Origin of the sequence: Xenorhabdus hominickii (assembly GCF_002632725.1) — a bacterium.
In the GTDB taxonomy this organism is placed as follows: domain Bacteria; phylum Pseudomonadota; class Gammaproteobacteria; order Enterobacterales; family Enterobacteriaceae; genus Xenorhabdus; species Xenorhabdus hominickii.
The window spans coordinates 1,377,344-1,404,207 of the sequence record NZ_NJAI01000001.1 but is presented as its reverse complement, the minus strand read 5'-3'; the positions used below and the strand labels follow the sequence as shown (position 1 = coordinate 1,404,207).

Sequence of the window (26,864 nt, the reverse complement as noted above, 5' to 3'; positions counted from 1 at the left end):
GATACCTGTTTACTGGCTTTTTATGATCTTGATGATATTCGATGTTGAGATACCATCTTCGAAGTTCAATACATTAACTTCGCCACCAGCCGCCCAAACCTCTTCGCTACCCGCAATCTCTTCGGGCTTGTAATCACCGCCTTTGACCAAAATATCCGGCAGGATACCTGCAATTAAACGTTGAGGCGTATCTTCTTCAAATGCCACAACCCAATCCACGGATTCCAATGCAGATAACACAATCATACGCTGCTCCAAAGGATTCACCGGACGCGTTTCTCCTTTCAGCCGTTTGGTGGAAGCATCACTGTTGACAGCAACGATCAGGCGATCTCCTAACTTACGCGCATTGGACAAGTAAGAAACATGCCCGGCATGGAGAATATCAAAACAGCCATTGGTCATGACGATGCGTTCACCGCGCTGACGGGCTAGTGCAACGACGTCTTTCAATTGCGTTTCACTCATCACGCCAAATCCGGTTGCTGCACGGCCGCGCACTGCGTTTTCCAGCTCTACCGACGAAACGGTGGATGTCCCCAGTTTGCCAACAACGACACCCGCAGCCGCATTGGCAAGGTAACACGCTTCGTTCAGCGGCTTACCGGCGGCAAGTGCCGTAGCCAACACGCCAATCACGGTATCTCCCGCACCAGTGACATCAAAGACTTCCTGCGCCTGAGTCGGCAGATGCAAAGGGGGTTGCCCGACGCGTAGCAAGCTCATGCCACGCTCAGAACGCGTGATCAGTAGCGCTTTCAGCTCCAGATCCTGTACCAGTTTTGTACCTTTCTGTACCAGATCTTCATCATCTTTGCACTGTCCCACGACAGCTTCAAATTCTGACATGTTTGGTGTGAGCAGGGTCGCGCCACGATAGCGTTCAAAATCACTGCCTTTTGGATCAATCAGAACGGGAATATTCGCTTCATTAGCCAACTTAATCATTGCCTGAACCTGATTCAGTGCCCCCTTGGCATAATCAGATAGTACCAACGCACCAATATTTGGCAGAGATTGCTGGATTTTTTCCAACATCGGCTGAGCGTCTACATTTTGGAAACCTTCTTCAAAATCCAGACGAAGCAATTGCTGGTTACGCGATAAAACTCGCAGTTTCGTGATAGTGGGATGAGTCGGGACAGAAACAAAATCACATTGGACTTTCACACTACTGAGCTTTTCATTCAATGCACGTGCTGCATCATCAATGCCGGTTAAGCCAACTAAATGTGAACTTGCCCCCAATGATGCAATATTCATGGCAACATTGGCCGCACCACCAGGCCGCTCTTCTATCGTTTCCACCTTAACCACAGGAACCGGAGCTTCCGGTGAAATTCGGCTGGTCGGACCGTACCAATAGCGGTCTAACATAACATCGCCAACAACCAAAACACCTGCGCGGTGAAAATCAGGGAGTGTTACTTTCATCCCATACTCCAAATATAAAAATAAACTGTTGCGGATATTACCATAACCAAATTAAAGACCAGCAAGATCCAGTAAGAAAAGCGATCATCCAACGATATCAACTAACCAAGCCACTTTTGCCAGCTATCACGCACCAAAGCCTGCTGCTGGCTAAAATATTCGACAGAAACACTGCTGGATAACTTCTGCAAGGCAAGATGATGCAGTTCATCACGCATGGTAGTGTAAGCCTGCGTCAGCGCCATCGCTTCATGTTCATCCATAATATTATGCTTCGCCATTAATTCGAAAATTCGCACATTATCAGACCAACGAGTCAAATCGGCATTTTCCGGTGCATAACGCAACACCTGATATTGAGCGATAAATTCAATATCGGTGATCCCGCCCGGATCAGCCTTGATATCAAATTGCTCATGCCGATGGCTGCCCAAGTGCCGGTGCATTTTTTCTCGCATTTCACGCACCTGCTGACGAAGAAGATCGGGATCACGGGGGAGACATAACGTTTCACGGCGAATACGCTCAAAATCATTACTCATTTTATCATCACCGAAAACCATGCGAGCGCGAATTAATGCTTGATGCTCCCACGTCCACGCTTCATGTTTTTGGTAATCGTCAAAGGCTTCAAAAGTACTGACCAACATACCCGATTCACCCGATGGACGCAGGCGGGCATCAACCTCATACAATATCCCCGATGCCGTTCGAGTACTGAATAAATGAAGGATACGTTGGGCAAGGCGGACATAGAACTGGCGGGCATCGATGGAGCGATTTCCATCTGTCATCACCCCCATAGGGCAATCCAACAAGAACACCAGATCTAAATCAGAACCATAACCCAGTTCCCAGCCCCCTAATTTGCCATAACCGATAATGGCAAACCCCAACCCTTTCCTCTCGGATAGATGAGCGGGAACACCATAGCGTTTTACCACCTGCTTCCACGCCTGCTGCACGACTGCGCCGATAATGGCTTCCGCCAGATGGGTCAGGTGATCACTCACTTTCATGACAGGCAGGATACCCGTGATATCTTCTGCTGCAATTCTCAATAATTGGGCCTGCTTGAATTGACGCAATGCTTCCAGCAATTGTTCTTCATCATCTTCAGGAATACGCAGTAGATATTGATAAAGTTCGTCACGGTAGGCTTCCAGCGGCAACGGCTGATACAGCGATTTTGGATCGAGGAGTTCATCCAGCAACATTGGATGGAGCGTCAATTGATTGGCAATCATCGGAGAAGCAGCACACAAGCGGATAACGTGGGTCATGGCCTGTTCTGATTCCAGCATCAGTTCCAGATAAGTCGTTCGGCTGACGATGCTCATCAACAGCGGAATAAGCCGGGCCAAGACAGTATTGGCATTTTTTCGCTCCCCAATTTTTGCCAACAAACGCGGCATTAATTGGTCAAGCACATCCCGCCCCCGCGGCCCAATAGTACGTTTACTGATGTCTTGGCGAAAAAGTGCTATTCCATCAAGCATCTTCTGGGCTTCGGACTCGTCAAGCTGCGGAGCCAATGCGATTAATTCATCCCTGTTCAAAGCTTCCAACCATAAACTTTTAAACGGCACATAACTGGCTTTATCACCATTCTCCTCCGATTCATCGCCAATCAATTGCTGGAAAATGTCCCGGACCGCCTTCATTTTATGCTCGGTTTCAGTTATCAGCGCATCCCAATCGGCAAAGTTCATTCCCCAGGAGAGACGGGCACGATCCAGAGTGTTATCCGGTAAAGTTTGCGTTTGCTGGTCATGAATCGATTGCAGTAGGTTTTCAAGCCTACGTAAGAACAGGTAACTGTCTTCCAGTTGCCGCACCTGTTCCGGTATTAATAAAGCCTGCTCTTCAATGACTTTCAGTGTCGGCAGTAATGAACGCAATTGCAGGTCGGGCTCCCTTCCACCGCGAATAAGCTGAAAAACTTGTGTGATAAACTCGATTTCACGGATCCCTCCCGCACCCAGTTTGATGTTGTCTTTCAATCCTCGACGACGAACTTCCCGCTCAATCATGCCCTTCATATTGCGCAAAGATTGAATCACGCTGAAATCGATGTAACGGCGGAAAACAAATGGGCGCAACATTTGGCGCAATTCCTGACAATAAGTCTGCTCGTCATAGCCCAGAATACGCGCTTTCACCAGCGCATAACGTTCCCAATCACGCCCCTGTTCCTGATAATAATCTTCCAATGCCGGAAAGCTGAATACCAAAGGGCCACTGTCACCAAATGGACGTAATCTCATGTCCACACGATAAACAAATCCGTCCACAGTTTGTTGGTCCAGCACCTTAATCAACTTCTGTCCCAATCGGGTAAAAAACTGGGAGTTGTCCACTTCGCGACGCCCCCCTTGAGTTACGCCGTTCTCTGGATAAGCAAAAATGAGATCGATATCAGAGGAAAAATTGAGCTCCCCACCACCCAATTTACCCATCGCCAGAATCAACAATGGCTGTGCCATTCCATCACCATTGGTCGGTGTTCCCAAATCCTGACAGCAACGTAGGTAAAGCCAGTCACGGGCAGCCACAATCAAGGTTTCAGCCAACATACTTAACTGCTGCAACGTCTGCTCCGTCGTGCTACCTTGCAGTGCCTGCAACCATGCTATCCTGACCAGCATTCGGTGACGAAACAGACGCAAAACCCGCATTAATCCATTTTCATCATCAGCCATAGATAACACTTGCTCCAGCCAATCGGAATAATATTGCCATTCCTCTGGTGAAGGCGGATTCTGGCGAATATCTTCTAACCATGTTGGATGTGACAGCAAATTTTCAGCCACAAAATCACTCAGTGATAGTACAGCCTGCTCATGGGGAGCAAAATACACAATCGTTTCCCCTAATAACTGAAAATTCGCAACGACATGTTCTGCTTGTTGAACTAAAGGCGGTGAGAGTGGTGCTAAAGCTAAAGATGATAATGGCAATAAAAGTAGCGACATAACTGGGTTCCCCTAATTACCCTGAGCGTGAGCTTATCGAGACTGAGCTATCAACCATCGAGTTAATGCCAGCTTACATTGCAACCAAGCAGAGCTGTAGCATAACGTTTCGGCCTCTGCGCCAACAGTGGATAAAGCATCCTTTAATGTTGGTAATAAATCAGACAGTAAGCCAAATTCCGGTAAACGTTCCGCCTGTTTTTCTGTCAACTGGGTTACCCAATGCAAAACCTGCACCAATCCCGTTTGACCTTCAGCCAAACCCGATAACCATCCTTCTTCCTGTTCCTGCCATTGCGCCAAAATCTGAGTCAGAAGAACAGATAATGGCTGCTGCCACTCTAACTTATCAGGGACACTGGGCAACGCATTACGCGGCGAGCCATAAGCCAGTGCATATCCTCGTGCAGCCTTACTTTTATTCGCCAATCGTAAACCATTCAGTGATGCCAGTTGATCCGCCAGTGACAGAATATCCGTGACATGTCCGTTTTGTAGCTCCAGCTCAAACTCACAAATGGGTGATGTCTGGGTTTCAGAACACGTATTTTCGGCACTAACACATCCCTGATCCAACACCACTTCAATTTTACTTTGTCCGCCAATCTCACTTTTTCCATAAGTCACAAGCCACTTTTCACGGGTAAAATCAGTGCTGAATAACTCGGTCAATTGAGATTGTAGCAGTGCAAGATCAGTATTTTCAGGCCAGATATGGCTGGGAAATTGTGCCAAATCCAACTTTGGGTGCTGCAAAGGAACATTGAATTCAGGGCGCTGATGCAAGCCACCAATTACTTGACCTGCGGTTTTGATGGTCATCTCATAATGCCCATCAAAACCACGAATACGCAGCCCCATATCCCAACGTCGTAATTGGTTATCTGGCGTCTCAAAATAAATATTAGTCAGGTGTTGTGGTGAAATATAAGTATGAGGAAATTGAAATAATTGCTGGCGAACTGCTGGTATCGCGTCAGACTTAACAGACAGTTTCAACTCTACTTCTATAGAACGCATATTTTTATTCCTCAATCCATACAACAGAGCTCTTTTTTATAACCCTGTTCATACATTATTTGATAACAGAGAAAATGCAGTAAAAGAGAAAAATAAACCACAATAGGGGATTACCTCAACAAACATCATGCTTACTTTGTTAAAAAAAACCCTAACAAGGTCTGTATTCGGTCAGTTGAGAGAGTGCTCATTCTGGTTTACTGATTGCACCCGCAAACTTAACTCTTTACTATTCTTTGAGTAGTTTGAATCACGATTGATCCATATACAAAAAAACAGTTGAACACAGAATGAAAAAACTACATCGATTATTTATCCTGTTACTGGGTTTCACGCTCCCGTTATCCGTGCATGCTGAAGAAAAACGTTATGTTTCTGACGAATTATCTGCCTATATTCGTAGCGGCCCAAGCAATCAACACCGCATCATTGGTTCACTAAATTCCGGTGAGGAAGTTTCTTTGCTCAGCCAAAAGTCAGAGAATGGCTTCTTGCAAGTGAGGGATAGCAAAGGGCGTACAAGCTGGATGCTTTCCAGTGAACTCAGTACTATTCCAAGTCTGCGCGAACGTATTCCCGCCATGGAACAAAAAATCAAAACACTGACCGATGAGCTGACAAACATTGATGATACGTGGAATACACGTACCGCTGAATTGCAAAACAAAGTTGCTTCCAGCGATAAGATCATCAATAACCTCAAAAAAGAGAATGCCCAGCTTTTGAGTAAGCTGACAGTGGCTGAGAAAAAAGTAGATGCAGCCAATCTGCAATTAGATGATAAACAAAGAGAAATCATCTTGCAGTGGTTTGCATATGGCGGTGGTGTTGCGGGGTTCGGCCTGATCTTGGGGCTGCTATTGCCACACATTATCCCGCGTCGCAAAAATAAAGATCGTTGGATGAGCTGATTTAAGGAAGCACTAGAGTGAAAATCTATTTAGTTGGCGGCGCAGTTCGCGATCAATTATTGGATCTGCCCGTGACTGAAAGAGACTGGGTTGTCGTTGGCGGTAACCCAGAAAAACTGCTGTCAGAAGGATATCAACAGGTTGGGAAAGACTTTCCCGTTTTCCTGCATCCCAAAACCCATGAAGAATATGCGCTGGCGCGGACGGAAAGAAAATCAGGTCAAGGATATACGGGTTTTACCTGTTATGCCGCTCCCGATGTGACATTGGAAGAAGATCTGCTGCGCCGTGATTTAACGATTAATGCCATCGCCCAAACGCCAGAAGGTGAATTAGTCGACCCCTATCATGGTATCAATGATCTCAAAAATCGGACCTTACGCCATGTTTCCGCGGCATTTTCAGAAGATCCATTACGCGTACTGCGTTTGGCTCGCTTTGCCGCCCGCTTTGCTCATTTGGGTTTCACAATTGCACCAGAAACTCAATTACTCATCGCGGAAATGGTCGCGAGTGGTGAATTGTCATCATTGACTCCCGAACGAGTTTGGCGTGAAACGGAAAAGGCGCTCACCTCACAATCACCAAAGGTCTATTTTCAGATTCTACGTGATTGTGGAGCATTAGCTGCCCTCTTTCCTGAAATTGAGAGCTTATTCGGCCTTTCTCTACGGGAAAAAACACATTCTGAACCTGATGCAGGACTTCACTCATTACAAGTGTTGCAAATATCCACTCAATTGAGCGGAGAGACAGATATTCGTTTCGCTTCACTATGCAGCCATGTCGGAATCATGCCAGTAAAACAGATGTGTGAACGACTCCGCATTCCCAACTCAGCGCGTGACCTCGCTGTCATCATGACGCAATACCACGATTGGGTTCATAGCGCAGAGCAATTATCTCCAGAAGCTTTACTGACTTTATTTAACGCCGTGGATGCTTGGCGCAAGCCACAGCGCATTGAGCAGTTGATTATCTGTAGCGAAGCAGACATCCGTGGATGCGCAGGGTTAGCAACAGCGCCCTATCCACAAGGTAATTACCTGCGCACAGTGTTTACCATTGCCAGTCAGGTCAGCGTCCAAGCGGTGATTGCCCGAGGATTTCAGGGAGCGCAGATCCGTACCGAATTAGAACGTCAGCGACAAATGGCTATCGCGGACTGGAAACAGTCATTGGCAGATTAATATCCAGAAATTAATTTTAACGTTAAAACTAGCATTGTATAAAAGCGTCCCGAATAGCTCATTAATTGGAGACGCTTTTTAATGTGCCCGTATGAGGAGTTCACCAATTAACCCGCATTCCGCTCAATCACTACCCCTACACTTTTGGCATGTGCAACGGCTCCCGGTTTACTGACTTTGATTCTTACCCAAGGTGAATGAAATTGGTTCAGCAAAATATCTGCCACTTCCTCTGCCACACGTTCAACCAAGGCAAAACGCTGGCTTTCCACATGGTGGATCACCGCTTCGCTGACCTTAGCATAATCTAAACAGTGTCCCACATTATCGCTGGAAGCGGCTCGCTGGTTGTCCCATCCCATTTCGATATCGAACACTAATTTTTGCTTAATTGCCTGTTCCCAATCATAAACACCAATAGTAGTAATAACCGTTAATTCTTCAATAAATACGATATCCATCACGCCCTTCCCCCGTTTTTCAGTTCACCGGATACCACTTCCGGCGAAATGTGCGTATTATCCATTGTTAGAGTTAAGAAAACGACCCCTATTCATTGGAGATATCTTATGAGTGCTATCGCGCTTGGCATGATCATCTTCGCGTATTTATGTGGCTCCATATCCAGCGCGATATTGATCTGCCGTTTGGCAGGACTTCCCGACCCCCGTCAACATGGTTCTGGTAACCCAGGGGCAACGAATGTATTACGCATTGGTGGTAAATGGGCGGCATTGTCAGTATTGGTCTGTGATGTCCTAAAAGGAATGATCCCGGTTTGGCTGGCATACAAACTCAATATTCCCCCATTTTATTTAGGTATTGTCGCCATTGCTGCCTGTCTGGGGCATATTTACCCCGTCTTCTTCCATTTTAAGGGGGGAAAAGGCGTAGCAACAGCCTTTGGTGCCATTGCCGCCATCGGCTGGGATCTCATGGGATTAGTTGCTGGCACATGGCTGATGACCGCATTGCTAAGTGGTTATTCTTCATTAGGTGCTATCGTTAGCGCATTAATCGCGCCTTTCTACGTCTGGTGGTTCAAACCTGAATTCACTTTTCCCGTCGCAATGTTGTCATGTCTGGTGCTGGTTCGCCACCACGATAATATCCAGCGCCTTTGGCGAGGACAGGAGAGCCGTATCTGGCAGAAATTGAAAAAGAAACAAGAAATGACAGACCAAGAGAAACTTCAAGCAACCAAGCAGGAGCAACAAGACGATTGAGAGCGGACAGCCCCCACAAGGGGCTTCTCTATTCCATAACCTCTATTCCATGACCTTCCCTCCAAAAAAACGCCACCATCTTCTATTTCGTGACGAGCGTATTTCGTGTCGAGCGTCCTAAAAAGTATCAGCGTAATACAGGCACCAGACACACAGTGCAAATCATCGCGCAAACCATCTCGTAAGCCATAATGTGGATCAGATTATGGAATAGTGCCAAAGAAATTAGCTTACCACACAAAAACATTATAAAAATTAATGGTAAAAAATGGAAAAATGCACTTAAAAAACCATAAGCACCGATAAATCACATACTATACTTACTATTTCTACACCGTGAATTGCCCCATAATTTCAATTATTTTATAAATCAAACGACACCTTTTAAATTACTTGTCATTTTTTAACCACCAATTTGAACCATCCAAAAGACCGGATTCACATTGCAAAAACCCAATAATCTGTGAGGAGATCTTATGAAAGCACTCGTTTATCACGGAGCGGGAAAAAAGTTCTGGGAAGAAAAAGCACCACCTCAACTCATCGAGTCAACCGATGCAATTGTCCGCATCGTCAAAACCACTATTTGTGGAACAGATCTGCATATCCTCAAAGGAGACGTTCCTACTGTAGACGCAGGACGAATTTTGGGCCATGAAGGTATTGGAATTGTTGAATCTGTTGGAAGCTCTGTCCGTAATATCAAAGTGGGTGATAAGGTAATCATCTCCTGTATCACTGTCTGCGGTAGCTGCCGTTATTGCAAACGCCAGCTTTATGCACACTGTAAGGACGGTGGTTGGATCCTTGGACATAAAATCGATGGTACTCAGGCAGAGAAAGTCCGCATTCCTCATGCAGATAATAGCCTGCATCGTCTGCCAGACGGGGTAGATGAAGCAGCAGCATTAATGCTCAGTGACATCTTGCCTACGGGGTTTGAAATCGGCGTCTTGAATGGCAGAGTGCAACCAGGTCATACCATCGCCCTGATTGGTGCGGGGCCAGTTGGTCTTTCGGCGTTACTGGCATCACAATTCTATTCACCAGCACATATCATCATGATTGATACCGATGATAATCGCCTTAGCGTCGCACAACAGTTTGGTGCCAATACCGTTATCAACCCAGCACATCAAAACATAGTGGAAGAGATTAACAAAATTACTGATGGCATTGGTGTGGATGTCGCAATTGAGTGCGTTGGCATCCCCGCAACATTCAAGATATGTCAGGATATCATTACCGCTGGAGGTTCTATCGCTAACGTTGGTGTTCACGGAAAATCCGTCGAATTGCACTTGGAAGAGCTTTGGATCAAGAATATCTCCATTACGACAGGATTGGTCAACACCAGCAGTACACCAATGCTGCTGAAAAGTGTCCAATCCGGCAAAATTTCACCTGAAAAACTTGCTACTCATCATTATCCACTGAGTGAAATAGAGAGGGCTTATGACATTTTTGGTAACGCAGCAAAGGAAAAAGCCCTGAAAATTGTCCTGACAGCAGAATAAGCGTACAAACAAAGCAGGAAGGATAAATTTAAATAATCCTTCCTGCTAAAATTATTAACTTCCCTGCTTACCTCTATAAAAGAAAGATTATTTTTAGATATTCTATTTCATAACAACAATTATGATCTTCTGCCTCGAAAAAATTGCTCTTTATTTACTCAAAAAAATTCCTCAATTATCTTTCAAATAAATACATATAAATAGGTAACCTCAACTTGCTTCAAGGTTAAATAACGACCTAATTCAATATAACCTATATATTATCTTGTTTATTATCACAAAAGGATGCAGTATCATCTCTTTTTTGCGGTTTTATAGGTAATAAAAGTGAAAATTAAATCATTATGCATCTCAGTAATGGCTGCTTCTTCTATTGTTATGAGCGGATGCCAATCCAATGCCGATTCATTTGCAGCGGATGTTTATGACACGACTCAATTAAATGGAAAGCAAGAAACAACGACAGTCAATATTATTTCTGTACTTCCTGCAAAAATAGTTGTAGAAAACAAATCAAACAAAGAAGCAGCCCAAACATTTGGTGCCATTCTTGGTGCTGTAGCAGGCGGTGTTGTCGGTTATAACGTCGGCTCTGGTTCTGGTGCGGGTATTGCTGCTGGTGCAGTAGGTGGTGGTGCCGTTGGTGCGGCAGCAGGTTCGATGATAAAAGATAAAGTGCTGGTAGAAGGCGTTTCCCTGACATACAAAGAAAAAACTAAAATTTACACATCAACTCAGGTTGGCCGCATATGTCAATTCACGCCAGGATTAGCTGTAATCATTTCAACCAAAGCAAACGAAACGCGCATCCAGCCTAATGCCGCTTGCCCAGATAAAAAATAATAAGCAGGTGAATTATGGTTAAGGAAATCTTTATTGCATCTTTACTGGCTACTCTATCCATGCCAGCTTTTTCTTCATCTCTTCAAAGCCAGCTTTCTGCCATTGCCCAAGCAGAAAATGAAGGCAAAACTGAAGAGCAGAAACAACAAGTAGCTCTACAGGCTAAATTAGAAAAAGAAGCCAGAGCAGAAAAAGCAAAAAAACAAAAAGAAGCCGCGACTAGAGCAGAAAAAATAAGAAAGCACGAGGCTGCGCAATCAGTGGAGAAGCAAAGACGACTTGCCGACGCAGCGGCAGATAAAAAAAGAGATCAAACTTATGAAGATGAGCTGCGCAAACTCGAATTAGAGATGAAAAAACTTGAGTTGGAAAAACGTGTAGCCAGAGTGAAACGTGAAAATGATTTCATTGATCAAGAGTTGAAAACCCAAGCGGCAAAAACAGATGTTATCCAGTCAGAAGCTGATGTTAATCGTAATTTATCATCAGGTGGTAAAGCTCTGTTAGAAAGTGAAGGCCGTGCTCGTGAGAAGCAATCCAGTGGTTGGTTCAAGTAATATATTAATTCTGAGCAAAACTAATTCTTTCAATTAAAAACAAGATCCCAGTGAATTCAATTTGACTGGGATTTTTTACCAATTTCAGCATATTTCCTCATCAAATACATTTGTAATCACACCAATAAAAATAACTCATAGAAAAAATAAAAAAATAAATTTTCACATTAAGAACACGATTAAGTATCATGAAACCCACCCACAAAAAGCCATTCTTTCTTAATAAGAAAGTAATATTTTTAAACACATTAAAACATTTAATTAAGTACTATAAAAATCTATAATTCAATTTACTCTCAATTAAACTAAAAAATTAACAAAAGAAACTAATAGATAAGCTATTTAATGACATATACTGTCGTCTTTCAAATTAGTACTTTGTTGACCAAGTTCTGCATTTTGAAGCCCATCGGGTATAAGCAATCATAAGAAATGATTTTATAAGCAGATTTAAGATGACATCCCTGATGTCAGACTCAATAAGTGTGATAATCAAAAAACAGTATCCATCAATCAAATACATCAGTCATTTACCTTCCAAAAAAGAAACATTTATAAAATTTGAATAAGGAACATGAATAATGCTATCGGAAATGATCACTGCTTATCGTAAATCCAATGCGTTGTTTGCTTTTGTGGAAAGCAATGCTCCACAATATTTAAGCACCCAAGACGGTAAGACTGAGGAGCAACTTGCGAAACTATGTAATGCCTCTCAAGAGAGATTTCATCGGCTATTGAATTACATGCAATCACTCAATGTATTAACGAAAAAAGGTGACAAATTTTATCTTACTGAACAGTGTTCATCACTAAGTGATCCAAACAGCCTTGAAACATTGCATATAAAATTTGAATTAAGTCCAACCTGCTGGAGCGCTTGGTCACAATACAGTGCATCTTTAAATAAAGCGAATAGTCAATCTGCTTTTGAGCTTAATCATCATGAAAAGTTTTTTGATTATTTCAGTCATGAACATAATAAAACCCTCAAAACTACTTTTGATAATTTAATGTCAAAAGTTACCGATATAATGAATGAACATATTATCAAACATATTCCACTGAATGATATTTTCTCAATTATCGATATAGGAGGAGGTAAAGGCTCTTTAGCCAAAAATATAAAAATGCACTATCCACATATCCAATGTCACGTCATGGATCAATATGATTTTTCCAAACAAGAATCAGAAGGGATCACCTTCATCAATGGCGATTTTTTTTCCACTATTCCTTCAGGATATGATGCTTATTGCATAAAAAATGTTTTGCATAATTGGCCAGATAATCAAGCTATTGATATTCTGAAAAATTGCCATAAAGCCATGAGTGAAGATTCAGTTATATATATCATTGATATGATTAAAGAAAAAAACAATACAGAAGCAGAGTCTTTTGATTTATATATGGATGCCCTTCTGTCAGGTAAAGAACGGTATCTATTCGAATTTGAATCATTAGCAAAACAGGCTGGATTTTCTATCACCAACACATACAGTCTGGATTTTTCCAAAACGGGAAGTAACCAGTATATCATTGAGATGAAAAAATAAACTATTAATAAGGAATCAATGATCGCTAGAAATCAGCGATCATTGATATTATGCCGTTGGCAGTAATAGTTTTTAAACTACACTGTATCAAACAGTTAAATAACCTTGAATTTTCACTTTTACATTTTCATTTTTGCAATGAAGGGAGATCAGCCAACGGCCAACGTGGTTTTACCGTGACACCCAATTCACTGTCAGTATTTCCCTGTAAACGGATCATGCCAGCTAATGCAATCATCGCCCCATTATCAGTACAAAATTCAGGTCGGGCATAGAAGGCTTCGCCTCCCAATTTTTCCATTACTTCCTGCATCTTGGCACGCAATGTTCGGTTTGCACTGACGCCTCCGGCCATTACCAGACGCTTGAACCCAGTCTGTTCTAGTGCTCGCTTACATTTAATCGCTAAAGTGTCTACAACAGCATCTTCAAATGCACGGGCAATATCCGCCTTAGTTTGTTCATCCTCAGTAGCATCATGACCATGAATGTTATTGCGGATCGTATTGGCGGCGAACGTTTTCAGACCGGAGAAACTGAAATCCATCCCCGGACGATCTGTCATCGGACGTGGGAAAACAAAACGTCCTGCCTCACCCTGCTGTGCCATACGGGAAAGCAAAGGCCCTCCGGGATAATCCAGCCCGAGCAATTTTGCTGTCTTGTCGAAAGCTTCACCTGCTGCATCATCAATTGATTCACCCAACAGTTTGTATTCCCCAATACCTGTCACACTGATAAGCTGGGTATGACCACCAGAAACCAGCAAGGCAACAAAAGGAAATTCAGGACTACGCTCTTCTAGCATAGGCGCCAGCAGATGGCCTTCCATATGATGCACGGGAATAGCAGGTACATTCCACGCAAATGCCAGTGAACGCCCGATAGTTGCACCAACCAGCAACGCACCGACCAAACCCGGCCCCGCCGTGTAAGCAACGGCATCAATGTCCTTGCTCGTCAAACCGGCTTCCTTCAAAGCAGCCTGAATCAAGGGAACCGTTTTACGAATGTGGTCACGGGATGCCAGTTCGGGCACAACACCGCCATAATCAGCATGCAGCTTGACCTGACTGTACAATTGATTGGCTAGCAGACCGGCTTTATCATCATAAATTGCGATTCCGGTTTCATCGCAGGACGTTTCTATACCTAAAACTCGCATTGCGCTATTCGTCTCGTCGTTTCGTCACTATGTTCTTCGTATTACTATCTTGTTGTTTTTCGTATTACTCTGCTTTCGTATTACGATATTCTTCGTCTTCTTCTCAACGGGCAGCAGTGTAACACTATCTGTTTATTATGTACCTCTATACCCTATATCTTTCAAGTTGCCGCGTTGTTGGTATCAACCCGAAATCTATTGGGTATATACTGAATATATTACGTACTGGGTGCTAGATATTTTTTCTGTTTAGTCTATAATCAGTGCCCTACTTGAATATCCCGTGTGGTTAATGTTAATAACGTCGATGCAGATTGCTATTGCTGATTTTATATTCAAAAATATAGGCTGTAATCCGTGCCGTTATAGGTTTCAATTTTCCTCGGCTCTTTACAAAGCCGTGTTCATTGAAGTAAAATTCCGCACCATTTTAAAGACGGCTGGCACTATCCCGCCAGCGACAAACCCGATTTCTATTGAGGTGAGAGGCACATGCCAGTAATTAAAGTACGTGAAAACGAGCCATTTGACGTAGCATTGCGTCGCTTTAAGCGTTCTTGCGAAAAAGCAGGCGTATTAGCAGAAGTTCGTCGTCGTGAATTCTATGAAAAACCAACGACTGAGCGTAAACGCGCTAAAGCTTCTGCTGTTAAGCGTCATGCTAAAAAGCTGGCTCGCGAAAACGCACGCCGCACTCGTTTGTACTAATTCTTGCGGTTAATCCGCATAGTGTTTGTTTTAACAAACTACTGCAGTTAAAGGCCGTGCTTTCTCAAGGGAAGCGCGGCTTATTCTCGTTCATCAACAGGCGTAAAAGGGCTTATGGCTGGACGAATTCCACGCGCATTCATCAATGACTTATTAGCAAGAACCGATATCATTGATTTGATCGATGTCAGAGTGCCTCTCAAAAAGAAAGGCAAAAATCATCAGGCGTGCTGTCCTTTTCATAACGAAAAAACCCCTTCATTTACGGTTAATGGCGATAAACAGTTTTACCATTGTTTTGGTTGTGGTGCACACGGCAACGCAATCGATTTTTTGATGAATTATGACAGATTAGATTTTGTCGAATCCATCGAAGAACTGGCAGCGATGCACGGGCTGGAAGTACCTTATGAAACCGGCTCTGGTGGCGGTCATATCGAACGCCACCAAAGGCAAAATCTTTATCAGTTGATGGATAAACTCAATAGCTTCTATCAGCAGTCACTGAATACACCCAGTGCTCAGTCAGCCCGACAATATCTGACTCAACGTGGGCTCAGTGAAGAGATTATCCAGCGCTTCGCCATTGGTTTTGCGCCAGCGGGATGGGATAACGCCCTGAAACGGTTTACCCATAACGAAGATGATCGAAAACAGCTCAACGATGCGGGAATGCTGGTCACGAACGATAATGGCCGCACTTATGATCGTTTCCGCGAACGTGTGATGTTCCCAATTCGCGATCGCCGTGGCCGAGTGATTGCATTCGGCGGCAGAGTACTGGGAGAAGCTCTTCCCAAGTACCTGAACTCACCGGAAACAGAAATTTTCCATAAAGGCCGCCAGTTATATGGTCTTTATGAAGCCCAGCAGAACCACAATGCACTCTCAAAGCTATTAGTGGTTGAAGGTTATATGGATGTGGTCGCGCTGGCCCAATTTGGCATTGACTATGCCGTAGCTTCATTGGGAACGTCCACGACAGCCGAACACATTCAGTTACTCTTTCGGACAACGGATAATGTTATTTGTTGTTACGATGGTGACCGTGCCGGTCTCGATGCAGCATGGCGATCGCTCGAAACAGCCCTACCCTATCTAAATGATGGGCGGCAACTACGTTTTATGTTCTTGCCTGATGGAGAAGATCCAGATTCACTGATCCGCAAAGAAGGGCGAGAAGCATTCGAGCAAAGAATGGATAAGGCGCTGACTTTATCTGCATTTTTGTTCGAATCACTGTTACCACAGGTTGATTTTAGTAACCCAGAAGGAGCGACCAAACTCAGTTCGCTGGCCATGCCACTGATCAGTCAAATCCCTGGGGAAGTACTACGACTTTACCTGCTTAAAGAACTTGGAAATCTGTTAGGTACACCTGATACAACACAATTGGAACGATTCTTGGCAAAACTTGTCAAAAGAGATACCGATGCATATCAGGCGCTAAAACTGAAACCAACAACAATGCGTATCCTTATCGCATTGTTGGTGCAAAATCCGCATTTAGCGACGTTAGTTCCTTCATTACAAGGAATGTTTTCTGCTCCGATAGCGGGATTGCCGTTATTTATAGAGCTTGTCGACACGTGCCTTGCCCAACCAGGTTTAACAACAGGGCAACTTTTAGAGCTGTACCGCGATAATAAGTACGCAAAACAGCTTGAAAAACTCGCTACATGGAACGATATACAGGTAGAGGAAATTGCTGAAAAAACATTTAGCGATGCGCTAAACCATCTTTTCGCGTCAGCACTTGATGAACGTTTTAATTTTCTCATTGCTAAAGAAAGAACCGAAGGTCTGACACCTGAAGAACGCGAAGAAGTCCGATTAATTACGGAATCCGGCGCGAGGAAATAAGAGCCTGTCTCAACAATACTATATTACCGAGTTTATTGATTACCAGGCTTACTCACTCAATACGTTTGTAGCCGTAATATAGTTCGCAGTCGCAATACAGTTCGTAGTCGTAATATAGTTTGATGGAACAGGTTTTAAACCCGAAATGTAAGATCATAGACACAGAATTCACGGCTTAAATGCCGCATTAGGTGGGGAGATAACCCTACAATTGCCGTATTGAGGGCAGCGGCAATGCAATGAAAACGCCCCTAAATGTTATTGTTGGCATATCTGTTTCGCCGACCAACACCAACCAATACTCTGAAGTGTGGATACCGTCTTATGGAGCAAAACCCGCAGTCACAGCTAAAGCTACTTGTCACCCGAGGTAAGGAGCAAGGCTATCTGACCTATGCTGAGGTCAATGACCATCTGCCGGAAGATATCGTCGATTCTGATCAGATAGAAGATATCATCCAAATGATCAATGACATGGGCATTCAGGTAATGGAAGAAGCACCTGATGCTGATGACCTCATGTTGGCAGAAAACACAAACGACACCGATGAAGACGCGGCGGAAGCGGCTGCGCAAGTGTTATCCAGTGTCGAGTCAGAAATCGGTCGTACTACTGATCCGGTTCGCATGTACATGCGTGAAATGGGTACGGTTGAGCTCTTGACTCGTGAAGGTGAGATTGACATTGCAAAACGCATTGAAGATGGCATCAACCAAGTACAGTGCTCCGTTGCCGAATACCCTGAAGCAATTACCTATCTGCTGGAGCAGTACGAGCGCGTCGAAGCAGGCGAGAGCCGCCTGTCCGATCTAATCACAGGTTTCGTCGATCCTAACGCAGAAGAAGAGCTCGCACCGACAGCGACTCACGTTGGCTCAGAACTACCTCAGGAAGAGCTTAACGACGATGACGATGACGACGAAGATCGAGAAGATGATGCTGACAGCGAAGATGATAACAGCATCGATCCAGAACTGGCTCGCCAGAAATTTCAGGAACTGCATGAACAGTATGAAATTACCCGTCAGGCAATCAAGAGCCATGGCCGCAGCCATCCGAATACTGCCGCAGAGATTTTAACTCTGTCCGAAGTATTTAAACAGTTCCGTCTGGTACCAAAACAATTTGATTATCTGGTCAACAACATGCGTTCTATGATGGATCGCGTCCGTCTTCAAGAACGTCTGATCATGAAGATGTGTGTTGAGCAGTGCAAAATGCCGAAGAAAAACTTCATCACTCTATTTTCTGGCAATGAAACGACAGACACATGGTTCACTGCAGCAAAAGCAATGAACAAACCATGGTCTGATAAATTGCTGGAAGTTGAAGAAGAAATTATGCGTAGCCTGCAAAAGTTACGCCAAATTGAAGAAGAAACTGGCCTAACAATTGAACAGGTCAAAGATATCAACCGTCGCATGTCAATCGGTGAAGCGAAAGCCCGCCGTGCGAAGAAAGAGATGGTTGAAGCCAACCTGCGTCTGGTTATTTCGATTGCGAAGAAATATACCAACCGTGGCCTGCAATTCCTCGATTTGATTCAGGAAGGTAACATCGGCCTGATGAAAGCGGTTGATAAATTTGAATACCGTCGTGGTTACAAATTCTCAACTTACGCTACATGGTGGATCCGTCAGGCAATTACCCGTTCTATCGCTGACCAGGCGCGTACCATCCGTATCCCGGTACATATGATTGAAACCATCAACAAACTCAATCGTATCTCCCGCCAGATGTTGCAGGAAATGGGTCGTGAGCCTTCACCGGAAGAGCTGGCAGAACGTATGTTGATGCCTGAAGACAAAATCCGCAAGGTACTGAAAATTGCCAAAGAGCCGATCTCAATGGAAACACCAGTCGGTGATGATGAAGATTCACACCTGGGCGATTTTATCGAGGATACCACTCTCGAATTGCCGCTGGATTCTGCAACTTCAGAAAGCCTGCGCTCTGCAACTCATGATGTACTGGCTGGCCTGACTGCACGTGAAGCGAAAGTGCTTCGTATGCGTTTTGGTATCGACATGAACACTGATCATACACTGGAAGAAGTGGGCAAACAATTTGACGTAACGCGTGAGCGTATCCGTCAGATCGAAGCCAAAGCCCTGCGTAAATTGCGTCACCCTAGCCGTTCAGAGGTACTGCGCAGCTTCCTTGATGACTAATCAACGAACTTGTTCATAAACCTGAAAAGCGTCTGTTCCGGCAGACGCTTTTTTATTATTCGCGCATAAATCCCTGATATTCAAATAATGGCTTAAATCCAATGCTCTGGTACAATCCATTACCGTCACGGGATGCATCCAAATAACACGCAGTCGCACCATGCTGTTTAGCTTCGCTCAATACATGGTTGATCAAGGTAGAAGCATATCCCCGTCTCTGTTTATCCACCACGGTACTAATCTCATCAAGACGAACGATATTACCCAGTCTTGATAAAGTTAAAGAGCAAACTGGCTGGCCATCCACATACAGTGCGTAATGGTACAAACATTTTCCTGCATCCAATGCTGCCTGATGGCATTTAAGATACTGCTCAGAGATTGAACCTCCGGTCTCAAACGCGCTCTCTATCGGGATCGCCCAATCAGCCAAACAGTGATCTGCTCGCCGGATTTTATATCCCGCAGCATTCCCATCCTTTACCTGCCAACTCGTCAAATCAAGTTCCATGGCTGTGGTTATGCTATCAGGATCGAACACAAAACCTTCCTGCTGGATAGCAGCCAAAATTTGATTATCTGGCTCCATGCTATCAGGCTCCATAACAACAATCGAAAAAGGAACGTTAATTTTTTCATCTAACAGCCGGATACCCATTTTCAGATCTTTTGCGGTTTGACCACACTCATCAGCCACCAGCAAAAAATTTAACGCATGAGTCTCAACACCTGTTACATAGGCTCGAACCCCGTTGCCAATATGTTGATACATCTGGCTGATAGATGAGAAAAAATAATCTTCTATTTGACGATGTGCCAAAATAGCCTCTGATAAATAATAGTTATTCATATTGACTCACAAAAAATAGCTTTATGGGAAAATAATAGAAGTTTCTGAAAATCAATGAGCAGCACAAAACCTGATCGATGACGTTTTGTGGACCCGAGTATGGTCAAAACACAATAAATAATCAGAAAGATTTATTGAAAAGGTAACTCAAATCACTAAAAAACATTTTAGAAGACTTATAAATAGTTGAAATACGTCAAAAGACACTGATATTTGTATATAAAACACGCATATGAATTTTGGGGACTAGACCTAGTACCAAACTCTACCGTATAATCTCCCCACTTTAATGGCCCCTTAGCTCAGTGGTTAGAGCAGGCGACTCATAATCGCTTGGTCGCTGGTTCAAGTCCAGCAGGGGCCACCAAATTTTAGCTGTGAAATCAGCACATTAGGCCACTTTTAAAAAGTGGATTTTTTGTTTTTATAAGTCAGTGGCGACAAAATGGCGATAGGGATTTTTAAGCCTCCGCTATCTTAATTTTTTAATTGAGTATTTTTTCCCCAACCGAAAATTTTCTTTCAGTCAGTGACAATATGTTTACGGGTTCAATTCATTTCAATTTCCTAATAGACTCAAAGCCGCACGGCTACTCTGTTCTGAAATTTTCTTTAGTCTGCCCTTGTGATCTAACTGCCCACGTAAAATAGAATTTTCCTTTTAATATCATTGTATTGATATTTTCTCCGCGATCCGCTTTTGATCCAAAAACTGAAATTGCCTGAAAATCCTTTCAATCTTTTCAGTTTGGAATTTTTCCCACCGCGCCAGCGCTGGCGCGGTCTGGCGATTCGGTTTGTCGGATTTTCAAACTGAAAAAAATTTTTGATCCAAAACGTGCAGGCGGGTGCGGTGTAGTGCGTTTTACGTCAGGTTTACGTTTATTTCGTGGGGATTACGCAGCATGAGCGCGACGCAGGGACGCGATCCAAATTAAACGCAGATGACCTATACATTAATAGATGAATAGTTTATAGGGCGTCTGATTGCGCTTGATGAGAGCATGAAAAAGGCCACGGTTCACGCAGCCTTTTGATAGGTGATCATCGTTATAGGATGGACACAGTTAATTGATGCCCGATTGCTGTTGCTGCCTTAGCTACCGTATCAATCTTGGTCGAATGGTGTAAGTCAAAGAGGCGGGTGACTTCCTGCTTTTTCACCCCCATACGCTGGGCAAGCTCAGTTTGCGTTAATCGGGAATCAACAAACGCATTAAGCATCAGCACCTTTGAGGCCACGCTTAAGGGCACATCGACATAATCATCACCTTGCCCCACAGGGCTTGGTGATGGGATTTTCTCATTGTCTTCAAAATAAAATTCAAAGGACGTTATTAGCGCATCAAGGGCCATCTCCAGCGCTTCTTCCCGTGTCTCCCCTTGCGTTAAGGCTTCGGGGATATCCGGGAACGAGACAAAATAACCGCCCTCTTCTACTGGCTCTAGTGTGACTGGATATCGCATATTTTTAAGGGTGAATCCATTGCGAGTACCAGCCCCTTATGAGGCTGGTTTTTATCACAATCCTAATTGCTTAATGATTGCTTTCCTCAGTGGTTCTTTAAGCTCTTGGCTGGGGTGCCTCGGCATGATGCTTCGTTTCCCCTGATATTTCAGTTTCAGATGGTTTGTCCCATTTGAAACTTCAACGCCTTGAGCTTCCAGCCACCGTCTAAACTCGCTTTGCTTCACCACTCCTCCATTCTGTTGAACATGCAATTATAGTAAACATTTATGCTTACCATGTCAACATTTTTGTTTACACTTTTGAAGAGGTAAAAATAAACCCCGCTAGCGCGAGGTCGATTGATTTAGCCAATCACAGGCGAATACTTCTGTTTCAGCCCCTCGGATTTATGGGCCGTGTTTCTTATCGCGCTGGCGTTCTCCGGTGTGCCTGTGTTGTGGTGAGTATGGGCGGCGGTCAGTTCGGCCAGCTCCTTAACCACATCCAGCGTCTCTAACATCAATGCCATGACGTTAATTTGCTGGCTGCCCAACCAAACCACGGGCGCAATAATCTCTTGCCTGACTCCCGCGATGCTCTGCTTAAGCAGGCCAATTTTCTCTATCAGTTTTTGCCCGACCTCAATATTGGCCTCTTTCCCCACACTGGCGACGAAATTCGATGAGGTTGCCACACTGTAATCGCCGTCTGCAACCTGCTGGATAGCCCCGGCCAGTAGGGTAGACGTTCCCAAGACAGTCACTTTATCCGTGGCCTGTACCGTGGTTTCCCGTGCAACGATGGTGCGTGTTTCCGTGTCTGCCCTAATTTCACGGTGCATGGAAGATTCATTAATGGTCTGGTCAGTCTGCCTAATCCAACTGCCCTCTTGCGTCACCCGCTGCGACACTTCCGCCCGCTGCTGCTGCAATTGTTCGCCGGGTTGGATATCGGGCAGGGTGTTGCCCTGACTCAACGTTTGACGGATAAACGGCTTGTCCGGCCGTCCACCTTCGAAAGCAATTTCGACCACCGTGCCAATGGGCGGATACTGGAACATCCCCGATTCACCGCCCGCCATCGGCAGAGGCAGCGGCACGGCACGGTAAACCGGGGCAGCCGCGTCTTTGCCGTCATCCTCCAACAATTGCACATCAACCGCATAGCGCGGGCGGAACGGGTCAGACATATCGCCGCTGACGGTGTTTTCGGTGTGGGCTTCAATACGGGCCAGTTTGGGCAGATGCAGCCCGGCGGATAACTCAGGATAGGCCGCATCAATCTGGCGCTGGGCAGGGGTTTTGTTCACCGTCTGGCCTTTTGGCTGCCATGTGATGCTCATGTTTTCATTCAACAGATTGACCTTGGTCAGCCGCTGCTGATTGACCACAAAACCGGGGCGCAGGGATTGGATCATGGGAATAGTCATGGCATTGCCGGCCGACTGGCTCTGGCTGAATTCATTGGGGATTTCGACAGGTTTTTGGGCAAACATCGAGTGCGCCCAACTGCCCAGATAGACCGAACCATCCGGCAACTGGTGCCAGATATAGTCCTCAATGGCAAAAAGCGGCCCCAGACTGCCCAGTAACTGATAGCCGGTACCGTTATGGGTATAGTGCGGGATGGGTTTATCGGTATAAGGCGCATCCGGTAGCGTGAACGTCAGGCCGCTGTGCGCCTGTAACCACGCTACCATCTGGCGTAATGTCGGATGCTGAAACGAGCACGGCCATGCTTTATCAAACACACCGACCAGCTCACGCACAAACAAACGTTGATAGCCGTTCTGGGCAGGCTGTGCGCGTTCCACATAGCCGGTAAACCAGCGCAGCACCAAATCCGTATAGCCCACATCAAGACGCACCAGCTTTCCGGTGTAATCGGTGGTCGTCTCTGCCGTGATAAAGCCCCGACCACAGGCGGACAGTTCCAGCATGAGATTGGCATCGACCACATGAACCTCATCACCGGATAAGTAAAGTCGCTGGATGGGTTTCATTCGCTGGCACCTCCGATGCCGTCGTTAATCGGCTTCAATACCTTGCGTTCAAACCAGCTTAATTTTTCCGGGTCTTCCCCGGCTTTCTTGCCCCCCTGTCCGGTTTGCTTTTTCGCCTGAACAGAACCAGTGGCACGGGCATCGCGTTTTTCCGCCACCGATAAATGCTCCCGCAAGGTAAACGTCACCTGCCATGCCTGTTTGCCGTCCACCTTGCTGGCATCCATCGTGCCCGTAAACGTCCCGATACGAAAGTTAATGGCCTGAGCAGTCAGGTTAGCGACCCGATAGCGTTTCAGGTTGCCATTGTCTTTGGCTTCCGCCAGTGCAAACAGGCGCGACAGGGTTTTCTGTTCGGTAAAGGGAATAATGCCCGTGACACGCAGCTCTTTGGGCTTAATACCCTGTTCAGCCACGGCGGTACTGGAAGACTGGCCACTCTGGTCTTGATCCTGAAACATCATGGAAGGCGTGACGGTCAGACTTTTTAACGGAATGGCCTCGCCATCAAGGGCGAGGGTGATAATCTGGCTCATGGAGCATCCTTTCTAATGGACGGATATCGTCCCCGGCAAACAGGACTGCTAACGTGTAAACGGCGTCCGGTTCGGGGATATGCTGACGTAATTTTTCTGCCACGTGGGCGCCGTTCCCTTTCCCAGAGAACGCCCAGACTGTGGCCGATTTTCCCACCAACCCGCTCATGGCATCGGTGACGTGCTGCAACGCGGATTGCCGGGCGGAGGTCAACGCCGTTAACTGGGATTTTAACCCGGCAAGACTGCTACCCGCGCTGGCCTGTGCGTTGGCGTTGGCGATTAATTGCGCATTGACCGCCAGACGGCTGGTCGCAGTGGATAGCAGTTGCGGCAGTGGTAGCCCACCGCCCAGCTTGCCCGGCAGTTGCATTTTCGTCGTGGCCAGACTTTCTGCGGTTTTTGCCATCCGTTTGACCTGGGCAAACGCAGGCAGCGGCAGCACCGCTGAGAACTGCGTCAGATGCTGCATAAATTCATCGTGCGTTTTGGCACAGACCATCAGTATCAGACTGTTGATATTCCCCGCGCCCGTGAGTTTATTCGCCAGCGTCTCAATGGCATTGGCCGGACTGAGATAACTGCCACTGTCAGTCTGCTGCCCGATACCGTAGAGAAACGGATGAACGGGCACAATGGCGGCAGACAGCCCCGATAAATCCGGGGGAAATTGCAGGGATTTACGCTGCCAGTGCATTATTCGGGTTGCTCCGGCCAGTGGATATAAGGGCGGTGGAACCGTCTACCCAATTGAGCAGTACCCGGTATTTTTCCACGTGGTTAGGGTTATTTTCTTGAAGAGGGTTCATCCGGTATCCACTCCCTTGTATCAGGATCATAGGTTTTCGCCCCTCCTGAGAAATCCTCCGGAACATTAACATCAATGTGAGGCTCTATCGGCCGTATCCCAATAGTGTATGATCGGTAATCCCGTGTTAACACATAGATTGTTTTCATATTCATTACATCACCTTCCAAACGTGTACCCGACAGGCAACATCAGGCCAATCTCGACTGTCTTTACCACTGGTCTCACCCGCAGAAGAGCCAGAATCAGCCCCCGTCGCCCAAAATGAAACTGATCCGGCCTGAACAACAATACCCTCAGCAGAACAGGAGGCCGCCACTCCATGTCCCCCGTTCTGGTACACCCACTTTGTATCCAGCCATATATTTTTTTCATAGCCGCGGTTAACTTCAGCAATAACAATGCAAGGCGTATCATGGCCAAATGGGTTAGGCCTGATAATCCGCTGCGAGCGTTGTATGCGACCAAAATCCAGTAACGCGTATCCGACCCGATTACGGGGCAGTCCCCCCAACGCGGCTAACGCTTCCTCAGCCGTTCTTGCGCCTGTCCCGCCGCACTTTATCGGAATTAATCCAGCCTCCATTGTGCCTGTTTCATTAAACGACCAGACATATCCGCCAAGTGTATTATATGACCCTGTCTGACGATCATCGGTGACGTATAAATAAGTGCTCTTATTGCCGCTCAGAAGCCGAGTTTCACCGGAGGGTAAATTCATCAGGCGGTCGTCAGCCGGATACGCCTTGACATCGGCCGCCGTTAACTGAATATCGGCAGTCAGTGACTTACCATTGATAGCTCGATAGCCGGGAACCGCGCCCAGTGCCAACAAGGCCGCTTCGGCAGTGCGGGCCCCTGTACCGCCACATTGAATGGGTATCAACCCTGTCGTCATCGTTCCGGTGCTGTCAAACGCCCAAACATGGCCACTGCGCGTATTATATGAACCGGTCTGATTGTTATCGGTCACATACAAATAGGTACTGTGGTTTCCGCTGAGCAACCGTGTCTCACCAGCAGGCAGGCCAATGAGACGCTCCGCATTTCTGACAGTATCCCGCAAGCCGAGGTGATCAATAAATGCGTTTTTGTCTTGGATATCTGCCCCGTTTTTCGATTTTTCGAGGCGACGGTTGGCGTTGTCGTTAGCGGTGTGGGCTAGCTCTCTTACGCCATTCAATCCATTGATTAATGCTTGCTGAGTCGCATAATCCTGTTTTATTCTGCCAATCTCGCGGTCACTCAATGATCCTTGGGGGCGTAAATCAGTCACATTTCCGTCACTATCAATACGGGCTATAGCAAAGGCATAATGCGGATACCCTGCCGCATCCACATAGTTTTTCATTTCATTCATCGCTATGATTTTTACTACGGTTTGCCACTGACTCACCAGATTGCCCTGATAACTAAAATTGGCATACACACAGGTATTGCGCAGGCTGTTTAACGTCTGGTCAAACGCCAGTACCCCTCGCAATCCCCCCACATAGGCCAACCCTTTTTTCACAATGTACTGCTCGCCCTGACGTACCACAGAAAAGCTCTCACCGAAAAAGGCCGCTTCGCCGTAACTGTCGGTATTCATCAGGCGCTGCATTTCGTCAATACCCATCAAACGGGCGGTAAAATCAATCTGCCATGTTTCCGCTGTGGTGGTGATCGCGGTTTCTGTCGCCGCACCGTCAAACTCCAGCAGGAAAGAACGGGTTAACACATTGCCTTGCAAGCCGTGGGCGGTTTTGATTTTTTTCTGCGCAGGCGCATGGGCGATCATCCCAATCACACCGGAAGCCTTATTCATCAGGCCAATCCAGTTAAAATCAAAATTACCAACCTCAGTGCCTAGCGTGACGCTGTAAGCCACTGCGTTCTCACTGGCGAGTCCGGTTTTGTTGACGGCCTGACGGTGAACAATTTGACTTTCCGCAGGCAATTTCTCATCACGGTTGATGGCCTGCGCAGGGTCTAAATCCGGCACATAGGCGAAAACAAATTCATCCAAGACAACCGGCTGGCTTGCAGCCACCTGCTGCGCCTTCCATTTTTCAAAGTCCAAAGTAATGACGGAGGACATG

The 26,864-nt window shown here is 45.7% G+C and carries 23 protein-coding genes and 1 tRNA gene; 11 read left to right on the top strand and 13 right to left on the bottom strand.

Annotated elements, in window-relative coordinates:
* Nucleotides 1–9 precede the first annotated feature (9 nt).
* The 3 genes from hldE to Xhom_RS06385 form a co-directional block, all read right to left on the bottom strand.
* Nucleotides 10–1,434: a bifunctional D-glycero-beta-D-manno-heptose-7-phosphate kinase/D-glycero-beta-D-manno-heptose 1-phosphate adenylyltransferase HldE gene (gene hldE, locus Xhom_RS06395; RefSeq protein ID WP_069317897.1), complete on the bottom strand. Its 1,425-nt coding sequence runs from the start codon at nt 1,432–1,434 to the stop codon at nt 10–12.
* Between the two features lie 101 nt (nt 1,435–1,535).
* The gene (glnE, locus tag Xhom_RS06390) at nt 1,536–4,409 is read right to left on the bottom strand and encodes a bifunctional [glutamate--ammonia ligase]-adenylyl-L-tyrosine phosphorylase/[glutamate--ammonia-ligase] adenylyltransferase (RefSeq protein ID WP_084023235.1); all 2,874 of its coding nucleotides are present in this window, start codon (nt 4,407–4,409) and stop codon (nt 1,536–1,538) included.
* Nucleotides 4,410–4,442: 33 nt separating this feature from the next.
* Entirely contained in the window at nt 4,443–5,429 is a 987-nt protein-coding gene (locus tag Xhom_RS06385; protein WP_069317896.1) for a CYTH domain-containing protein, read from the bottom strand.
* 290 nt (nt 5,430–5,719) lie between these two features.
* On the opposite strand from Xhom_RS06385, the gene Xhom_RS06380 reads away from it, so the two are divergent.
* On the top strand, nt 5,720–6,340 hold the full coding sequence (locus tag Xhom_RS06380; protein ID WP_069317895.1) for a TIGR04211 family SH3 domain-containing protein: 621 nt from the start codon (nt 5,720–5,722) through the stop codon (nt 6,338–6,340).
* 17 nt (nt 6,341–6,357) lie between these two features.
* Nucleotides 6,358–7,530: a multifunctional CCA addition/repair protein gene (locus Xhom_RS06375; protein WP_069317894.1), complete on the top strand. Its 1,173-nt coding sequence runs from the start codon at nt 6,358–6,360 to the stop codon at nt 7,528–7,530.
* Between the two features lie 107 nt (nt 7,531–7,637).
* On the opposite strand, the gene folB is transcribed toward Xhom_RS06375, so the two are convergent.
* The gene (gene folB, locus Xhom_RS06370; protein WP_069317893.1) at nt 7,638–7,991 is read right to left on the bottom strand and encodes a bifunctional dihydroneopterin aldolase/7,8-dihydroneopterin epimerase; all 354 of its coding nucleotides are present in this window, start codon (nt 7,989–7,991) and stop codon (nt 7,638–7,640) included.
* Between the two features lie 108 nt (nt 7,992–8,099).
* On the opposite strand from folB, the gene plsY reads away from it, so the two are divergent.
* The 5 genes from plsY (at nt 8,100) to Xhom_RS06345 (ending at nt 13,229) form a co-directional block, all read left to right on the top strand.
* Complete coding sequence (gene plsY / locus Xhom_RS06365; RefSeq protein ID WP_069317892.1) at nt 8,100–8,756, top strand: glycerol-3-phosphate 1-O-acyltransferase PlsY; 657 nt, start codon at nt 8,100–8,102, stop codon at nt 8,754–8,756.
* 476 nt (nt 8,757–9,232) lie between these two features.
* Complete coding sequence (locus Xhom_RS06360; RefSeq protein WP_069317891.1) at nt 9,233–10,273, top strand: zinc-dependent alcohol dehydrogenase family protein; 1,041 nt, start codon at nt 9,233–9,235, stop codon at nt 10,271–10,273.
* A 357-nt stretch (nt 10,274–10,630) separates the two neighbouring features.
* Entirely contained in the window at nt 10,631–11,116 is a 486-nt protein-coding gene (locus tag Xhom_RS06355) for a hypothetical protein (RefSeq protein WP_069318556.1), read from the top strand.
* Nucleotides 11,117–11,130: 14 nt separating this feature from the next.
* Nucleotides 11,131–11,673 carry a DUF5384 family protein gene (locus Xhom_RS06350; protein ID WP_069317890.1) on the top strand — a complete coding sequence of 181 codons (543 nt, stop codon included), beginning with the start codon at nt 11,131–11,133 and terminating at the stop codon, nt 11,671–11,673.
* A gap of 581 nt (nt 11,674–12,254) precedes the next feature.
* The gene (locus tag Xhom_RS06345) at nt 12,255–13,229 is read left to right on the top strand and encodes a methyltransferase (RefSeq protein ID WP_069317889.1); all 975 of its coding nucleotides are present in this window, start codon (nt 12,255–12,257) and stop codon (nt 13,227–13,229) included.
* Between the two features lie 127 nt (nt 13,230–13,356).
* Here Xhom_RS06345 and tsaD read toward each other — a convergent pair whose 3' ends face one another.
* A complete protein-coding gene (tsaD, locus tag Xhom_RS06340; RefSeq protein ID WP_069317888.1) occupies nt 13,357–14,394 on the bottom strand; it encodes a tRNA (adenosine(37)-N6)-threonylcarbamoyltransferase complex transferase subunit TsaD in 1,038 nt (345 codons plus the stop codon).
* 492 nt (nt 14,395–14,886) lie between these two features.
* Between tsaD and rpsU the strand changes: the two genes are divergently transcribed.
* The 3 genes from rpsU (at nt 14,887) to rpoD (ending at nt 19,137) form a co-directional block, all read left to right on the top strand.
* A complete protein-coding gene (gene rpsU / locus Xhom_RS06335) occupies nt 14,887–15,102 on the top strand; it encodes a 30S ribosomal protein S21 (protein ID WP_001144069.1) in 216 nt (71 codons plus the stop codon).
* 114 nt (nt 15,103–15,216) lie between these two features.
* A complete protein-coding gene (gene dnaG, locus Xhom_RS06330; RefSeq protein WP_069317887.1) occupies nt 15,217–16,965 on the top strand; it encodes a DNA primase in 1,749 nt (582 codons plus the stop codon).
* Nucleotides 16,966–17,289: 324 nt separating this feature from the next.
* Nucleotides 17,290–19,137: an RNA polymerase sigma factor RpoD gene (gene rpoD, locus Xhom_RS06325; RefSeq protein WP_069317886.1), complete on the top strand. Its 1,848-nt coding sequence runs from the start codon at nt 17,290–17,292 to the stop codon at nt 19,135–19,137.
* 55 nt (nt 19,138–19,192) lie between these two features.
* Here the strand turns inward: rpoD and Xhom_RS06320 are convergent, their stop codons facing one another.
* Nucleotides 19,193–19,987 carry a GNAT family N-acetyltransferase gene (locus Xhom_RS06320; protein WP_069317885.1) on the bottom strand — a complete coding sequence of 265 codons (795 nt, stop codon included), beginning with the start codon at nt 19,985–19,987 and terminating at the stop codon, nt 19,193–19,195.
* A 291-nt stretch (nt 19,988–20,278) separates the two neighbouring features.
* Here Xhom_RS06320 and Xhom_RS06315 point away from each other — a divergent pair.
* Nucleotides 20,279–20,354 (top strand) — tRNA-Ile (locus tag Xhom_RS06315).
* Nucleotides 20,355–21,037: 683 nt separating this feature from the next.
* On the opposite strand, the gene Xhom_RS06310 is transcribed toward Xhom_RS06315, so the two are convergent.
* The 7 genes from Xhom_RS06310 to Xhom_RS36395 all read right to left on the bottom strand — a co-directional run bounded on the left by Xhom_RS06310 (nt 21,038) and on the right by Xhom_RS36395 (nt 26,863).
* The gene (locus Xhom_RS06310; protein WP_069317884.1) at nt 21,038–21,454 is read right to left on the bottom strand and encodes a type II toxin-antitoxin system HicB family antitoxin; all 417 of its coding nucleotides are present in this window, start codon (nt 21,452–21,454) and stop codon (nt 21,038–21,040) included.
* 54 nt (nt 21,455–21,508) lie between these two features.
* Entirely contained in the window at nt 21,509–21,682 is a 174-nt protein-coding gene (locus Xhom_RS06305) for a type II toxin-antitoxin system HicA family toxin (protein WP_045959536.1), read from the bottom strand.
* 119 nt (nt 21,683–21,801) lie between these two features.
* On the bottom strand, nt 21,802–23,439 hold the full coding sequence (locus Xhom_RS06300; protein WP_069317883.1) for a hypothetical protein: 1,638 nt from the start codon (nt 23,437–23,439) through the stop codon (nt 21,802–21,804).
* Nucleotides 23,436–23,975: a baseplate complex protein gene (locus Xhom_RS06295; RefSeq protein WP_069317882.1), complete on the bottom strand. Its 540-nt coding sequence runs from the start codon at nt 23,973–23,975 to the stop codon at nt 23,436–23,438. The genes Xhom_RS06300 and Xhom_RS06295 overlap by 4 nt, the downstream gene beginning before the upstream one ends.
* Nucleotides 23,947–24,672 carry a hypothetical protein gene (locus Xhom_RS06290; RefSeq protein ID WP_069317881.1) on the bottom strand — a complete coding sequence of 242 codons (726 nt, stop codon included), beginning with the start codon at nt 24,670–24,672 and terminating at the stop codon, nt 23,947–23,949. The genes Xhom_RS06295 and Xhom_RS06290 overlap by 29 nt, the downstream gene beginning before the upstream one ends.
* Entirely contained in the window at nt 24,656–24,814 is a 159-nt protein-coding gene (locus tag Xhom_RS30020) for a hypothetical protein (RefSeq protein WP_157104628.1), read from the bottom strand. The genes Xhom_RS06290 and Xhom_RS30020 overlap by 17 nt, the downstream gene beginning before the upstream one ends.
* 123 nt (nt 24,815–24,937) lie before the next feature.
* A complete protein-coding gene (locus tag Xhom_RS36395; RefSeq protein WP_069317880.1) occupies nt 24,938–26,863 on the bottom strand; it encodes a phage tail-collar fiber domain-containing protein in 1,926 nt (641 codons plus the stop codon).
* Nucleotide 26,864: the final 1 nt, after the last annotated feature.